Source organism: Candidatus Tumulicola sp., from assembly GCA_035601835.1.
GTDB lineage: Bacteria > Vulcanimicrobiota > Vulcanimicrobiia > Eremiobacterales > Eremiobacteraceae > DATNNM01.
The window spans coordinates 433,304-448,221 of record DATNNM010000011.1; the positions used below are offsets into that span (position 1 = coordinate 433,304).

Genomic DNA, 14,918 nt, shown 5'->3' on the forward strand with positions numbered 1-14,918 from the left:
GTGGGGGCAATAGGGACGCGTTGAAGTCATCGCGCGAAGCCTAAGAGGTGTTTTGAGCGACATGCTTGTATCCCGCACACATGCAGGATAAGCATGACAATACCCAGGGCAATAGGGACGGCGGTTCGGATGGGTTCGTGCCGGTCGCCTTCCATGCGCGCGATCGCCGGCCGCTCTACCAGCAGCTCGCGGAAGGCATCGCGCAGCAGATCCGTGATGGCTCGCTGGCGCATGGCGCCAAACTGCCTCCGCAAAGAGAAGTGGCAAAGCAGCACGGCATTGCGCTCGTGACCGCAAGCCAGGCGTATGAAGTTCTTGCTTCGGAAGGTCTGGTGGAATCGCGCACCGGACGCGGCACGTTCGTATCGCATGAAAGCGACGATGCGCCCGCATCGAGACCTCGCACAACCGGTCGCGCGCCGGTGCCCGACTACACCGTCGGCTATTGGGATCCGGGCATTCACCGCTACGCGACGGAGACGCGCAGGGTCGCGGCCATGCATTTGCTGCGTTCCGCCGTGCGCCCCGGCGCGATCGCGCTTTCGGCCGGCCACACGGCGCCCGAGACGTATCCCGTCGCCGACTTCGCGCAGTGCTACGTGCGCACGTTCCTCGACGATCCGCCTGAGATCCATCAATACCGCGCCGATCGGGGCGACGAAAACCTGCGCGCGTTCTTCGCCGACCGCCTGCGCAGCAGGGGCGCCGACGTCAGCGCGGACGACATCCTCATCGTCAGCGGGGCGCAGCAGGCCTTGAGCCTGGCGGCCGAGACGCTGCTCGAATATGGCGACACCGCAGCCGCGGAGGCGCCGACCTACTTCTCTGCCCTCGAATTGTTCGATCAGCGGCGCGTGGCTTGGAGCAATTTGACCTCGGACGCCGACGGTCTCTTGCCGGAGTCATTCGCCGACGTCGCATGGCGGCACGCGCCCAAAGCGGCCTATCTCAACACCGCGGCGCAGAACCCGACCGGCGCCTATCTCTCGCGGGCACGTCATCGGAAGATCATCGACGTTGCGCGCCGCGCGAAGATCACGATCGTCGAAGACCAGACGTGCTGGCCGCTGACGTACGACGGCGAGGCGCCCCCGCCGCTGCTCGCTTCGGACCCGGACGGCCGCGTCATCCTCATCGAGAGCATGTCGAAGCTGCTGCTGCCGAGCCTGCGCATCGGATACATCGCGGCGAAAGGACCCGCGTTGCAGGCCCTCTACGCAGCGAAGCTGCGCGCGGATTCGTTCACCACGACCGTGAGCCAGCGCGCATTGCTGCGATTCTTGGAGTCGAAGGCCGCGAGCCGGCATATGCGCGCGACGCGCTTCCTCTATCACAAGCGCCGCGACGCTTTGATGAGCGCGCTGCGCAAAGTGTTGCCCGACGGGGCGCGCGCTGCCGTGCCGCGCGGCGGCGTCAACGTCTGGGTCGAGTTGCCGACTGAATGGTCGGCCATGGAACTGTTCGGCTACGCCGCCCAGGAAGGCGTGCTGTTCCTGCCCGGCGCGCCCTTCTATCCGACTGCGCCGGCCACGAACACGTTGCGCATGTCGTATGGCAAGCTGTCCGAAGAAATGGCACCGGAAGCGATGGCTCGCTTCGGGCGCGCGATCCGCGCGTACGCGCAAGCACGCAAGCGCCACCGCGCCGCGCCGCACGCCGAAGCTCCCGTCACCGCGGCAGTTTAGGGCCGCAGGGGCCGCATCTACGCCGTTCTAATGTAGCGTTCCGAGCGAAGCTCGGATCGATCAAGCATCAAGGAGCCCCCGACCATGGCGACAGTTCTCGAGCGCGTCCCCGAATTCAAGAACGAGACCTACATCAATCCGGCCGAGCCGGATGTGCGGTCGAAAATGGAAGCCGCCCTCGCCGCAGTGCGAGGGAAATTCGGCACGGAATACGACCTCATCATCGGCGGCGCGCGCCAGAAATCGCCGACGCAATTCGAGTCGCGCAATCCGGCAAAGCCCAGCGAGGTGATCGGGAAGGTTCAATCTGCCACGCTCGAGCAGGCGCGCGAGGCGGTCAACGCGGCGGGTCGCGCGTTTGCGACCTGGTCGCGCGTGCCGGCCGAAGAGCGAGCGGAGCTGTTGTTCAAAGCAGCGGCGGAAGTGCGTCGCCGTCGCTATGAATTCGACGCGTGGCTGATCACCGAAGTCGGCAAGTCGTGGATCGAGGCGGACGCCGACGTCGCCGAAGGCATCGACTTCCTCGAATACTACGCGCGCGAAATGCTGCGCTATGCCGGCGTCCATCCCGTGACGCCGATGGCGGGCGAGCGCAACGGCATGCATTACATCCCGCTCGGCGTGGGAGTCGTCATTCCGCCATGGAATTTCGCCTTCGCGATCTTGGTCGGCATGACCGCGGCCGCGATCGTGACCGGCAACACCGTCGTGTTGAAACCCTCGAGCGACTCGCCCGTGATCGCTGCGAAGTTCGTCGAACTGCTTGACGATACCGGTCTGCCCAAAGGCGTGCTCAACTTCATCACGGGTTCGGGCGGCAAGATCGGCGATGAGCTCGTCAAGCATCCGCACGTCCGCTTCATCGCCTTCACCGGCAGCAAGGAAGTCGGTCTCCACATCAACCAGCTCGCGGCCACGCCGCAGCCTGATCAGATCTGGATCAAGCGCGTCGTCGCGGAGATGGGCGGCAAAGATTCGATCGTCGTCTCCGCCGACGCCGACGTCGCCGCTGCCGTGGAAGGCGTCGCGGTATCCGCGTTCGGGTTCCAAGGCCAAAAGTGTTCGGCGTGCTCGCGCGCGATCGTCGAAGAACCGATCTACGATGACTTCGTCAAACGGCTCGTGGAGCGCGCCGACACGATCACCGTCGGCGATCCCGCCGATCCGAAGAACTATATGGGCCCGGTCATCAACGAGGCCTCGATGAAGAAGATCCTTTCGTATATCGAGCAGGGCAAAGCCGAGGGCAAGCTCGTGTATGGCGGCGAGCGCGCGCCCGGCGAGGGCTATTTCATCGAGCCGACGATTTTCGCCGACATACCCCCGAAGGGCAAACTCGCGCAGGAAGAGATCTTCGGTCCGGTGCTGGCCGTCATCAAGGCGAAAGATTACGACGACGCGCTCAGCATAGCGAACAACACCGAGTATGGACTCACCGGCGCCGTGTACTCCAAGAATCCGGCCAAACTCGAGCGCGCGCGAGCCGAATTCCACGTCGGCAATCTCTACCTCAATCGCAAGTGCACCGGCGCGATGGTCGGCGCGCACCCGTTCGGTGGCTTCAATATGTCCGGCACCGACTCGAAGGCCGGTGGGCCCGACTACCTGCTGCTGTTCATGCAAGCCAAATCGGTGGCTGAGAAAATTGTCTAGGCCGCGCGCGGCGACGATGCTGCCCGCGCGTGGCGTATCCATCGGCGCGCGCCTTGTGTGGACGCTGGGGCTGATCGGCGTCGTGCTCATTCTGTATGGCGTAGCGGCGATGCTGGGCGCGGCGCCGCTGCCGCGCTCGGCGCGGTCGCTTGCGCAAGCGCATGGGGTCGGGCATGGCTACACGATAACGTCCGGCTACTACGTGATCCCTCCCGGCTTCGTGTCGATCGGCAGCGCGCTACCGCCCTACACGCTGGCGGAACGCGTCGACGCGGGGAGTCCGTCGGTTCGCGTGTCACCCAAACTCGAAGACGTGCGATCCGGAAAGGTGACCGCATTGGTCGACCTCGCCACGGGTGATGGGTCCAAGTGGTCGCCGTACTACGTGCGCACGCTCGGGTCGGCAGGTGCGGTGACGAGCGCCATCGGCGTCGGCATGCTCCTCGTCGTCGCGTTCTTGTTTTGGATCGCGGGTTTTGTCGCGACGGCCGTCGCAGGCGGCCGACGCCCTCGCGCGCAGGGAGTGCCACGAGCAACGCTCTGAGGGCGCCACATTTCGACGCGGCGATCGTCGGCGCGGGTCCAGCGGGTTCGAGCCTGGCGCTGCGTCTTGCGCGAGCCGGCCGTTCCGTGGCCCTCATCGAGCGCAGCCGATTCCCGCGCACCAAAGTCTGCGGCGACTACCTGAGTCCCAGCGCGTTGGCGGCGTTTGACGAAGCGGGCGTGCTGGATCGCGTCGAGCAGCGAGCGCATCGTCTGCGGACGATCAGCCTCACCGGTTTCGGGCTTGGTCCCGTGCGCTTGAAACTGCCCGGGCGGGGCGCGCTGGCGCTCGCGCGTTCGGTCTTGGACGCGCTCATGCTCGACATCGCGCTGGCTGCCGGCGCGCGCTTGCACATAGGCGCGTATCTCTCATCCGTGGAGCACGAACGTCGCGTCGACGTCGCATTTCGCGACGCCGAAGGCGTCGAACGCTCGCTCACCGCAAGCGTTCTGATCGGCGCAGATGGCGCGTGGTCGTCAGTCGCCCAGCACAGCGGCCTGCGCACCACCCAGCGGACCGGCGGGCGCTGGGCGGTAGGAGGGCATCTTCGCGAGCAGCCGGACGGCGACGGAGACGACGTCGCGATGTATCTCACTGCCGAAGGCTACTACGCGCGCAATCCGCTCGGCGGCGGCCTGGTGAACGCGATGTATGTCATGCCCACAGCGGTTGCGCCCGAGCGAGCCGACGTCGCCGTCGCCGCGATAACGAATGGGCGCTATGCATTCGACCAAGGGCGTCTGGAGCGCAAAGTCGCGATCGGGCCGCTTCGCTATCAACCCAAGCGGGTGGCCAGCGGTCGTATCCTGCTCGTCGGCGATGCTGCCGGGTTGCTCGACCCGTTCACCGGTCAGGGAGTACCGATGGCGGTGAGCAGTTCGCGTCTAGCCGAGCAGGCCGTGACGTATATGTTGGAAGGCCGCGACCCGGCGCGTGCCGCCCGCACCTATGCCGCTGCCCACGACGCCCTCGTACGCCCGCGTCGCTTCGCCGCTCGTGTCATCGACGCGCTTTTGCGAACCCGGCCGCTGCGCGCAAGGCTTTTCCGACGCGTTGCGCGCGACGTCGGAGCAGCGGAGTCGCTGCTCGCCGCGGTGGCCGGCGCCGACGCGAACGCGAAGATCTCGCCCAAACTCGTGTTGGGTCTCTTGACTTAAAGCATGCACGCTGAACGATCGATCGATATCGCCGCCACGCCGCAAGCGATCTATGCTTTAGCGCAGGACATCGGTCGTTGGCCGCAGCTCCTGCCGCACTATCGCTACGTCACGGTGTTGAGCGAGCGGGACCACGAAAGGACCGCTATCATGGCCGCACGGCGCGGCTGGATACCCGTGCGCTGGACCGCGCTCGAGCGTCTCGACCCCGTGACACCGCGTATAGCATTCAGACATCTTTCAGGCTGGACTGTTGGAATGGAGGTGGCATGGACATTTGAACCAATAGACGGCGGCACGCGCGTCACCATCGTTCACGATCTCGATTTCAAACAGATTCCCCTGATCGGCGCCTGGGTAAGTAGATACATCATCGGGGATTTCTTCATCCAAAGCATTGCCGGGCGTACGCTTGCGCGCATGAAAGAACTAGCGGAACAATCGTGACACACAGGGTTTTTATAACGGGTATCGGCGCGATCACGCCCATCGGCATCGGCCGCACCAACCTCTGGCAGGGCGCGCTCGCGGGTCGCCAGGGCGTCCGCGCGCTCGACCGCTTCGACGCCTCGATTTTCCGATCGCGAGTGGCCGGCCAAGTCGAGGATTTCGACCCCGCGGCATTTTTGGATCGCCGCCAATTGCAGCGCTCGGAACGTTTCGCGCAGTTCTCCATCGCAACCGCGCGGATGGCGTTAGAGGACGCCGGCTTTACGCCGTCGGGCGATGACGAGGATTTTGGCATCTGGGTCGGGAGCGCGCTCGGCGGCGCGGCATACGGCGAAGCGAACCTGCGCAGTTTCCTGGAGCGCGGCATCAAGGGCGTGCACCCCATGCTCGCGTTGTCCGTCTTCCCGGCTGCGGCGTGCTGCAACATCGCGATCCATTTCGGGATCCATGGACCGACGGTGTCCAATTCGAATTCATGCGCTGCCGGCGCGGTGGCGATCGGCGAAGCGTTTCGCGCCGTGCGCGACGGTTATACACGGCGCGCGTTGGCAGGCGGAGTCGAAATCCCGCTCACGCCGCTGATCTTCAGCGCATTCGACGTCATCAAGTCGATGTCGCAGCGCAATGACGACCCAGCGACCGCAAGCCGGCCGTTCGATGCCGGGCGCGATGGCTTCGTCATGGCGGAAGCCGCCTGCTTGCTGATGCTGGAGCGCGAGGAAGACGTGGTCGCCCGCAATGCCACCCCGTATGCGGAGCTGTGCGGCTACGCGCTCACCAACGACGGCGAGCACATGGCGGCGCCGCGCCAGGATGGACGCGAAGCAAAGCGCGCGATGAGCAAAGCGTTAGCGGACGCCGGCGTGAGGCCCGAGCAAGTCGATCACATCAATGCGCACGGCTCGTCGACGCCGCTGAACGACGCCACCGAGAGCCGCGCGATTCGCAGCGTCTTCGGCGCGTCCGCCGACAAGCTCATCGTGTCCGGCATCAAGGGGATGATGGGTCACGCGCTTGGCGCGACCGGATCGGTCGAAGCGGCGTTGTGCGCGCTCGGTCTCAAAGATGCAGTCGTTGTGCCGACCACAAATCTCGAAACGCCGGCCGAAGGCTGCGACCTGCGCTACTCGCCATCCGTGCCGACGCCGCTGAAGCAGCAGTACGTGCTCTCGAACAGCTTCGGCTTCGGCGGGCTTAACGCCGCGCTCGTCTTCAAAAACGCCGCCTAACCTCCAAGCGAATGTAGTGCCGGGGCTTTAGCCCCGGTCGATCGTTCCAGTTTATGTAGTGCCGGGGCTTTAGCCCCGGTTTTTCGTTCCACATGCGAAAGGCGCGAATCCGCCCGCGCCGAAACCGCCGTCTTCCCATCACACCACCCGGAGGCTCGACATGGCTCAGACGGATGTACGGCCAGACGTCAGCGCGCGGCTGACCGCTTGGTACCGGCGAAACCGCGAAATAACCGCGCAACTCTTCGCTATCCCGGTACCCGAAGACTATCTCGCGCGTCCGATTCCGCTGCGCCACCCGATCGAGTTCTACGAGGGCCATCTGCCGGCGTTCAGCTACATCACGCTGAATCGCGGAGCGCTTGGCCAGCCGCCGATCGACGAGCATTTCGAAAAATTCTTCCAGCGCGGCATCGATCCCGATGACCTGAAGACCGCACAGGCGCAAAGCGTGACGGAATGGCCGACCCGCGAAGAAGTGCGTCGTCTCGCCTCCCTCTGGGATGCAGCGGTGATCTCGGCGCTCGATGACATCACCCGGCAAGGACACAAAGCGCCTGCGCTCTCGCGTCAAGGCGCTTACACGATTCTCGAGCACGAACCGATGCATCACGAGACGTTCCTCTACATGCTCCACCGCTTGCCGGTAGCCGAAAAGCGGCGCCCGGCCGGCGCGCAAAAGCCGCGCGACGGTGAAGTTCCCGCGGGCAAACGGATCGCGATACCGGCGGGGAAAGCAACGCTCGGAGCCCGATCGAGCGATGTCGTGTTCGGCTGGGATAACGAATTTGAGGAAACGCGTGTCGACGTGCCGGCTTTTGAGATCGACGCGCACAGCGTGACCAACGCGGATTGGCTGAAGTTCGTGGATGCCGGCGGCGAGCCCGCGCCGTTCTGGGTGCGCCGCGGCGACGAATGGCATCAGTCGGCGATGTTCGACGAGATCCCGCTGCCGTTGGCGTGGCCGGCGTACGTGACGCAGGAGCAGGCGACCGCTTATGCTCGCTGGCAGGGCCGCCGCTTGCCGAGCGAAGGCGAATATCATCGCGCGGCGTACGGCACGGCGGGCGGCGAAGAGCGGCCGCAGCCGTGGGGCGACGCCGCTCCCGACAGCACGCGAGGCAACTTTGGACTGGAGCGCTACGATCCCGTGCCCGCTGGCTCGTACCCGGCAGGCGCCAGCGCGTGGGGCGTCCACGATCTGGTCGGCAACGGCTGGGAATGGACGTCGACCGTCTTCGGGCCGCTACCGGGCTTCGCGCCGATGAAGACCTATCCGCCGTATTCGTCGGATTTCTTCGACGGACAGCACTACGTGATGAAGGGCGCCTCGGCGGTGACCGCGCGCGAGCTCATCCGGCGCAGTCTCCGCAACTGGTTCCGGCCGAATTATCCGTACGTGTATGCGAAATTCCGCACCGTAAACTGACCAGCGCGACCGAAATAGCGCGAATGAATTGCTTCATGCTTTAGAGTAGGGATAAATCCAACATCGTAGCGGGTCGATGAGGACATTTCCATATCCGTTAAGCTCGACCCACGGAGCGTATCCAGGGTCGCTACCGTGGCCATTCCAGCTAGGATTAGCGATTGGCCTCTTGATGAAGATAAGCAAGCTTTTTTCGTCCCGCATCCATCGCACCGACGACCGCTCAGACGACGGCACCTTGGCGGCCCATTTCTCAACCTCGTGTCGCTCGGCCAGCGTCAGATGCTGGCTCTTGTACGCAGTCGTTGTCGCCGGGAAGATCTTATCGTAGATCCAGCAGTGAGCCGCGATGGTAAAGGTTGGGGCTGGTCTGGCGTACGATAACGAGCGTTCTTTCATGGGTAGCGTTTGGCGAGCGCGGGCGACCTGTTGCGAGGCCGTCGCGGAAATTTCTGGCGGCGCAAGCGACAACTGGCTTAATCCCCAACCTATCCCCACGCCCACAACAATCGCGATCGCTATTCCAGCGATCACTACCGGGCGACTAACCGCTGCGTTCAGTATATCGCGACCCGCCCCCATTAGTTGATCGCGGCGACCAGGAACGGTTTCGTGGTCGGCTGCTTCGAGCCGCCCTTCGGCTCGATCGTCACCGCCACGAGCATGCCCTTACGCGCGGCGGCCGCAATCGCAACAACCGCATCGCCGCTCGCCGTCGCGGTGAACGTCGGAGCCGGAAACGGCTTGGCCCCCTTGGGGATGTACCACGCCTGATACACTTTGTTGGCGGGCAGCGGCCGCAAGCCGTGCGCCTCTAGGCGCATCAACCGGCCGCTCAAAAGTACGACCCGTCCGCTGAACGGGCACGGCGTGGCGGCGCACGCGATGGTCCACGAAGGATGGCTTTCCATTCTCGCCACCTGCGTCCGCTGATTCATGATCTGGCCATACCACGTCGCGACGAACACCACGACGACCGCCGCCGCCGCCACCAGCATCCACGCCGGGCTCTGCCACATGGACGGCCGCGGCAGCGCTGGTGCGGCGCGCTTGCCGGCCGCCGGCGAGATCTTCGCAAGGATCTGCGCGCGTAAGGCTGGAGCCGGGCGTTGCGCAGCAGATGCCGCCAGGCCGAACACCGCCAGCGTCGCGTTGTTGTATTCGGCGCGGCACTGCGCGCATTGCAGGATGTGCGCTGCGGCGTCGCGCGCTTCGTCGGGTGGCAGCGCGCCAAGCGCGTAGAGCGCAGCGAGTTCAAGCATGTCGTCGTGCTGCTGCATCATGACGCTTGCACTCCGCGCAACGTCTCGGACAGGCGCCGAAGTCCGGCCCGGATGCGGCTCTTGACGGTGCCGAGCGGTGCGCCCAATTGCTCGGCGACTTCCCGATACGAGAGTCCTTCGAAATAAGCGCGTTCGATCGCGTCGCGCTGCTCCTGCGGCAGCCTTTGCAGAGCGCCGCTGACCTGTCCGGCGCGCACGCGCTCGAAAACTTCTTCGTCGATGACGTCGCCGGACGGGATATTCGCGGACAGTTCGGGTTCGCGGGTGCGCACGGCCGCGCTGCGCAGGATGTCGATGGACGCGTTGCGCGCGATCGTCGCGACCCACGCCCCAAGGTTGCCGCCCTGGAACGCGTCGGGCTTGGACCACAAGGAAAGGAAGACGGATTGGGTGACGTCCTCAGCCGACGTCTGGTTGCCGAGCACGCGCTTTGCCACGCCGAAGACAAGCGCAGAGTAGCGGTCGTACAAAACCGCAAACGCTTCCGCGTCGCCGGTGCGCACACGCCGCATCAACGCGCTGTCATCGCTCATTCGGGGGCCTGTTTCTGTCCGCAAATGGGCAACGCCTGGCGCGCGGGGCGCAAAAAATCCCCGTTCGGCGGCCAAGCCGCCGAACGGGTTGGGAGGAGGGAAAGCTGCGATAAGTTCTGTCATCGGAGGTGTTCGTGCAGCCGGCCGCACCTCCGACCGCTCACGTCTTCTTGAACGAACGTAGGCGCAGAACGGATTACCGACTAACCATATGACGTCGGCAAGAGAGGTGTAGACGTGATCGCCCCGATCATCGCAACGAGTTTCGGCGTCACCGCCTTCACCGTGTTCGCATTGGGCCTGCGGCACGGCGCCGACCCGGACCATCTCGCCGCCATCGACAACCTCACGCGCAACTCGCTGACCCGCCGGCGCCTCAGCCGCTTCGTCGGCACGCTCTTCGCCGGCGGCCACTCCCTCATGGTCTTGTCGATCGCGGCGCTTGCGGGGCTGCTCGGCAGCCGCATCGCAGCGCACGGCGCGCTGCTCGAAGCGATCGGCACGTGGTTCAGCATCATCACGCTGTTCGTCATCGGCGGTTTGAACCTGCGCGCACTCGCCGTCGGCAAGATCGGTCCCGTGGCCGGCCCAAAAACCGCCATGCTTCCCAAAGCATTGCGGGCGGCCACAAGCCCCTTAGCGGCGATCCCCATCGGTCTGCTCTTCGGACTCGGATTCGACACTTCGAGTCAGGTCGCGACCTACGCGCTCGCGTTCACGAGCGGCGGCGGCGTGCTCGCAGGCGTGCTCATCGGCTCGATCTTTTCGCTGGGCATGGCGGTCACCGATACGCTCGACAGCCTCTTGGTGCATAAGCTGTGCACGCGCCATCCGCTGGAGCTCGTCCGCGCGACGCGCGTGTGGATGATCACCGTGACCGCGTTGGCCTTGTCCGTGGGCGCCTACGAACTTGCCCAAGCGCTGGGGTGGCGCTCGCCGGCTGCGGATCTCGCGGTCAGTGCGATTTTGGTCGGCGCGCTTCTGAGCGTCTTCGCATGGACGTTCGCCTGGTCGGGCTTTAATTCCACAAAACGGGACGCTTGGCTGGTCGAGAAACCCCCATTTTGCACGTCCCTGCCCGACCCGGATGCGTGATAGAGGGGTGCGAAGTCTACAATCCCCCCTCCGTCCAAAGAAAGCACCCCAGCCTCGCCATGCCCCGCATCAAAAAAACGCCAAAGCCGACGACTCACCGGCTGCGCAATGGTCTGCGCGTCGTGACCACGCATATCCCCGGCGGCGACGCCGTGAGCATCGCGCTTGCGGTGCGCGCCGGTTCGATCTACGATCCGCCGGAAGCGGCCGGGCTGGCGCATTTCCTCGAGCACTTGCTCTTCAAAGCGACGAGCGACTACTCGCGCGCGCAGCTCGCCGCGGCGATGCAGCGCTGCGGCAACCGCTTCGATCCGGGCACGACCAAAGAGATCGTCTCGCTATCGGGCACCGTGCCGTCGCACAAAACGTCGGACGCGCTGCATCTGTTGAGTAGCGTGACGCGCCACCCGCTCTTCGCACATCCTGACATCGAAACCGAACGCCAAGTGGTGCTGGAAGAACTGCGCGACTGGCAAGACGATCCAAGCAAACGCATCGAGGCGCTGACCGACGCCGCGATGTGGGGCGCGCACCCGCTCGGCCGCGATATCGGGGGCACGCGCGCGTCGGTGCGCGACATCACGCGCGCGCAGGTGCGGCGCTATCACCGCCGGTATTTCCACCCGCGCAACGCGATCCTCAGCATGGCCGGTGTGCTTGAAGAGAGCGAGATGCTCGACGTCGCGCAGCGGCATTTCGGGGGTTGGCGCCCTGCGCCGGGTGCGGTCATTCCCAAAGCGCAGTCGGGCGCGTACTACGAGCCGCCGCTGCGCCAGGGCCGCCGCTCCAAGATCCTGCGCCGTTCGAACACGCAGCAGGTATGGTTCTCGATGTCGACGATCACTCCGTCGTACCCAGACGGATACGGCGCCGTCCTGCGCACGCAACTCGCACAGACGCTCATCGGCGACGGCGACGGCAGCCGATTGTGGGATGGTTTGCGCGAACGCTCGGGACTCGCCTACGACGTCTACGCCACCCAGGATTTTTATTCGCGCGCCGGCGTGATGAGCGCGATGGCGGCGGTGGGTCGCGGTCGCGCCGGGATCGGCGTGCGCGAGATGAAGCGGATCCTCGAGGAAACGCATCATGGCTTTTCGCTCGACGAGTTCGAACGCGGCCGAGATTCGCTGAGCGCCCAGATCACGCTGATGGGAGATTGGAACGCGTATCAGGCATCGCGCTACGCGGAGCTCACGCTGTTCGACCAGCCGCTCGTCACGCCCGCGCAAGAACTGGCGATGCTCCGAACGTTTCGCGTCTCGGACTTCAACGATTTCGTGAAGGAGAAGATCCGCTGGGATTCGGGCGTGACGTGCGCGATCGGCGAAGGCCCCGCGCTCGACGCCGCCCGCGGCTAGGATTCTTAGGGCGGCGGCGGTACGATGTAACCGTCCTGCATGGCATATAGACCCTTGTCGTCTCCGCGCGGGACTCGCTGGGGTGCGCACGAGGACTGATATCTTGGCCTTGGTCTTGGCATGGCAATGGTCTGGATACGCGTAGGGCCGGGTGACGGTTGAACGCCGAGATACCCCGAAAAACAAGGAACCTGCAGAATCAAGCCTGGAGCCCCGGGAAACCTGCGGACGGTCGTGAGACTTATCATCCACGAAGAGTCTTCGATCTCGACGGGCGGATCGAAGACCTGCAAAATTGCGCCGCCTTCCATTTGCTTTTGTGATGTATCCGGCACGGGCGGAACGCCACCGGGAACCGTCGTTTGTCGCGCAAAGAGACGGCCGTGCTCGTCAACGTATCGCCCAGCGTAAGCCCCCCGCGGGATTCGTTGCGGCCGGCACCACGATTGCAAACCTGGCGTGCGAAAGTGCACTTGTGGGTAAGTTCTCTCCTCCACGGCCCGTTTTAGTAGGTCCTGCCTAAAGCAAGGCACCCGCAGAATCAAGCCTGCAGCCCCGCGAAACCCACTGATTGCTGTGAGACTCGTTATCCACTCGACAGTCCCAGTCGTAATGGGCGGATCGAACGTCTGCGTGACAACGCGCAAGCCGCTGCTCGATCCGTCGGCATAGCATGCGATCGAGAAGAACCCAAGTATCGCGACACCGATGATCGCACCACGAATCATGGGGTTATTCATGCTGTTCGATCGCGTCTAAGCAGCGGTTAGCGGGGCGGCGGAACAATAACTTCACCGTTTACCTCAACGTACCGGCCCGCCCACTCGCCGCGCGGAATTTGTTTGGCAGCACACCACACGGATGAGAACTTTGGCATTTGCAGCGGAGGCCTCAGGACAAGTACCGGGTTAGGTGAGGGCGGATTGCCAAGATCCTTCCGAAAGCAGGGCACCCTCAGAATCAAACCTGGAGCGCCGGGAAACGAGCTGAACGTCGTGAGGCTCGTCATCCACTCGGAATCTTTAACTTCGACTGGTGGATCGAAAACCTGCATGACACCGCCGGCCCCAATTTCCGTCATCGCATGCGCTGGGGGAGGAGCCGCGGCGCCGGAAAGCGCCGGTTGGCGTGCAAAGACATGGCCGTGCTGATCGATATATCGCCCAGCGTCAGCGCCTCGCGGGATCCGTTGCGGTCTGCACCACGATAGCGAGTCTGGCGTGTGGATCTGCAGGTCCGGGTAGGTCGTGTGAAGTGCAGCTCGTTTCTCCAGATCCTGCCTAAAGCAGGGCACCCGCAGAATCAAGCCTGGAGCTTCGCGAAACCCGCTAATCGACGTGAGGCTGTTTATCCAAGCGAAGCTTTCAATCTCAACGCCCGGGTCGAGCGCCTGGTTGACAAGGCGCAGGCCGCCGCTCGACCCGTCGCCATAGCATGCGGTCGAGGAGAACCAAAGCAGCGCGACACCGACGATCGCGACCCGAATCATCAAACGGTTATTCATGCGATTCAATCAATGTCGCCGCATCCACGATCAGCTGAGCGGCCTGATCGATCGTGAAGCGCCCCGTATCCACCACGATATCGTAGTTGTGCGGTTCGCGCCACTCCACTCCATAGTGCTCCTTGAGATACGCAGTGCGACGCTGATCTGATTTCTTGATCTCGCGCGCGGCTTCTTCAAGCGTGACGCTGGTGCGTTCGCAGACGCGCTTGATCCGGACCTCGTTCGGCGCGGTGACGAAGACGCGCAGCACATCCGGCCTGTCCTTGAGCAGCATCGGCGCGCCGCGTCCGATGACCACGAGCGACGCTGAAGCGGCGTGCTCCTTGATGATGTCGTTGGTGAGTTGGACGAGCCGGTCTTCCGACCAGTCCGGCAAGGCCTGCGCGCCGTATTCTTCCGGATGCGCTGCCGTGAAGACGCGGATGAGGCGATCGGCGAAGCTTTCGACCTGTTCGTCGCGCTCGGCCACGTACGAGGTCGGCGCGCCCATGCGTGCGGCGACCAAATCGACGATCTCGTTGTCGAGCAACTCGACGCGAAGCAGGCGCGCGACCGCCTCGCCGACCGCGTGTCCTCCGGCGCCGAGTTCGCGGGCGATCGCTACGATCACGCCGGCCGCTCCTTTTAGATCCCTCTAGCCGTCCGGCGCGCGGCCGATCAGTGAACCGCCTTCGCGCCGCAGCGTGGCCACCGCGTCCTTCCGGGAAATCCGTGCCCGATTCAGATCGAGCGACACGATCCAACCGAGATCGGTGCGAGCGTTGTCACCGGCGCGCGGCGGACGAGGCTGGCCGTCGGGCGGCACCGCAAAGGCGCCGATCGCGGCCGGATCGATGGCTTGGTTGCGAAACCAATCGATGGCTGCCGTCGCATCTCGGAGCTGCGTGAAGCGCGCGGCGATCTGTTGAGACTTCTTCATGGTGAGCGGCGTTCGCATTAGCCTCGCCCGGAGGCTCGTCCTGCGGATTCCTTGAACTCCCGAGTCAACTCCG

At 64.4% G+C, this 14,918-nt stretch carries 14 protein-coding genes; 9 read left to right on the forward strand and 5 right to left on the reverse strand.

The window, feature by feature from the left end; all coding sequences use genetic code 11:
• The first annotated feature begins 80 nt into the window (after positions 1–80).
• The 7 genes from VN934_06905 (at position 81) to VN934_06935 (ending at position 8,147) form a co-directional block, all read left to right on the forward strand.
• Positions 81–1,685 carry a PLP-dependent aminotransferase family protein gene (locus VN934_06905; GenBank protein ID HXM18527.1) on the forward strand — a complete coding sequence of 535 codons (1,605 nt, stop codon included), beginning with the start codon at positions 81–83 and terminating at the stop codon, positions 1,683–1,685.
• An 84-nt stretch (positions 1,686–1,769) separates the two neighbouring features.
• Entirely contained in the window at positions 1,770–3,338 is a 1,569-nt protein-coding gene (gene pruA, locus VN934_06910; protein ID HXM18528.1) for an L-glutamate gamma-semialdehyde dehydrogenase, read from the forward strand.
• A 16-nt stretch (positions 3,339–3,354) separates the two neighbouring features.
• A complete protein-coding gene (locus VN934_06915; GenBank protein ID HXM18529.1) occupies positions 3,355–3,882 on the forward strand; it encodes a hypothetical protein in 528 nt (175 codons plus the stop codon).
• On the forward strand, positions 3,801–5,039 hold the full coding sequence (locus tag VN934_06920) for an FAD-dependent oxidoreductase (protein HXM18530.1): 1,239 nt from the start codon (positions 3,801–3,803) through the stop codon (positions 5,037–5,039). Before VN934_06915 ends, VN934_06920 begins: the two co-directional genes overlap by 82 nt.
• Before the next feature lie 3 nt (positions 5,040–5,042).
• Positions 5,043–5,486, forward strand: coding sequence for an SRPBCC family protein (locus VN934_06925; protein ID HXM18531.1), 444 nt, complete (start codon positions 5,043–5,045; stop codon positions 5,484–5,486).
• Positions 5,483–6,718 (forward strand): beta-ketoacyl-[acyl-carrier-protein] synthase family protein, encoded by a 1,236-nt coding sequence (locus VN934_06930; protein ID HXM18532.1) that lies wholly within the window; start codon positions 5,483–5,485, stop codon positions 6,716–6,718. Before VN934_06925 ends, VN934_06930 begins: the two co-directional genes overlap by 4 nt.
• Before the next feature lie 160 nt (positions 6,719–6,878).
• Positions 6,879–8,147, forward strand: coding sequence for an SUMF1/EgtB/PvdO family nonheme iron enzyme (locus tag VN934_06935; protein HXM18533.1), 1,269 nt, complete (start codon positions 6,879–6,881; stop codon positions 8,145–8,147).
• A gap of 581 nt (positions 8,148–8,728) precedes the next feature.
• Here VN934_06935 and VN934_06940 read toward each other — a convergent pair.
• Positions 8,729–9,430 carry an anti-sigma factor gene (locus VN934_06940; protein HXM18534.1) on the reverse strand — a complete coding sequence of 234 codons (702 nt, stop codon included), beginning with the start codon at positions 9,428–9,430 and terminating at the stop codon, positions 8,729–8,731.
• Complete coding sequence (locus VN934_06945) at positions 9,427–9,963, reverse strand: sigma-70 family RNA polymerase sigma factor (protein HXM18535.1); 537 nt, start codon at positions 9,961–9,963, stop codon at positions 9,427–9,429. The genes VN934_06940 and VN934_06945 overlap by 4 nt, the downstream gene beginning before the upstream one ends.
• A 237-nt stretch (positions 9,964–10,200) precedes the next feature.
• Between VN934_06945 and VN934_06950 the strand changes: the two genes are divergently transcribed.
• Both VN934_06950 and VN934_06955 read left to right on the forward strand, forming a co-directional pair.
• Positions 10,201–11,058 carry a hypothetical protein gene (locus VN934_06950; GenBank protein ID HXM18536.1) on the forward strand — a complete coding sequence of 286 codons (858 nt, stop codon included), beginning with the start codon at positions 10,201–10,203 and terminating at the stop codon, positions 11,056–11,058.
• A gap of 59 nt (positions 11,059–11,117) precedes the next feature.
• A complete protein-coding gene (locus tag VN934_06955) occupies positions 11,118–12,419 on the forward strand; it encodes a pitrilysin family protein (GenBank protein HXM18537.1) in 1,302 nt (433 codons plus the stop codon).
• A gap of 766 nt (positions 12,420–13,185) precedes the next feature.
• On the opposite strand, the gene VN934_06960 is transcribed toward VN934_06955, so the two are convergent.
• Genes VN934_06960 through VN934_06970 form a run of 3 tightly spaced genes read right to left on the reverse strand, consistent with a single transcriptional unit; the run spans position 13,186 to position 14,845 of the window.
• Entirely contained in the window at positions 13,186–13,908 is a 723-nt protein-coding gene (locus VN934_06960) for a hypothetical protein (protein HXM18538.1), read from the reverse strand.
• Positions 13,909–13,915: 7 nt separating this feature from the next.
• Complete coding sequence (locus VN934_06965) at positions 13,916–14,536, reverse strand: cytidylate kinase-like family protein (GenBank protein HXM18539.1); 621 nt, start codon at positions 14,534–14,536, stop codon at positions 13,916–13,918.
• Positions 14,537–14,560: 24 nt separating this feature from the next.
• The gene (locus tag VN934_06970; protein HXM18540.1) at positions 14,561–14,845 is read right to left on the reverse strand and encodes a hypothetical protein; all 285 of its coding nucleotides are present in this window, start codon (positions 14,843–14,845) and stop codon (positions 14,561–14,563) included.
• Positions 14,846–14,918: the final 73 nt, after the last annotated feature.

Coding starts and splice junctions, on each gene's coding strand:
- VN934_06905 (HXM18527.1), top strand. CDS start 81: ATGCAGGATAAGCATGACAATACCCAGGGCAATAGGGACGGCGGTTCG.
- pruA (HXM18528.1), top strand. CDS start 1,770: ATGGCGACAGTTCTCGAGCGCGTCCCCGAATTCAAGAACGAGACCTAC.
- VN934_06915 (HXM18529.1), top strand. CDS start 3,355: ATGCTGCCCGCGCGTGGCGTATCCATCGGCGCGCGCCTTGTGTGGACG.
- VN934_06925 (HXM18531.1), top strand. CDS start 5,043: ATGCACGCTGAACGATCGATCGATATCGCCGCCACGCCGCAAGCGATC.
- VN934_06935 (HXM18533.1), top strand. CDS start 6,879: ATGGCTCAGACGGATGTACGGCCAGACGTCAGCGCGCGGCTGACCGCT.
- VN934_06940 (HXM18534.1), bottom strand. CDS start 9,430: ATGATGCAGCAGCACGACGACATGCTTGAACTCGCTGCGCTCTACGCG.
- VN934_06945 (HXM18535.1), bottom strand. CDS start 9,963: ATGAGCGATGACAGCGCGTTGATGCGGCGTGTGCGCACCGGCGACGCG.
- VN934_06955 (HXM18537.1), top strand. CDS start 11,118: ATGCCCCGCATCAAAAAAACGCCAAAGCCGACGACTCACCGGCTGCGC.
- VN934_06960 (HXM18538.1), bottom strand. CDS start 13,908: ATGATTCGGGTCGCGATCGTCGGTGTCGCGCTGCTTTGGTTCTCCTCG.
- VN934_06970 (HXM18540.1), bottom strand. CDS start 14,845: ATGAAGAAGTCTCAACAGATCGCCGCGCGCTTCACGCAGCTCCGAGAT.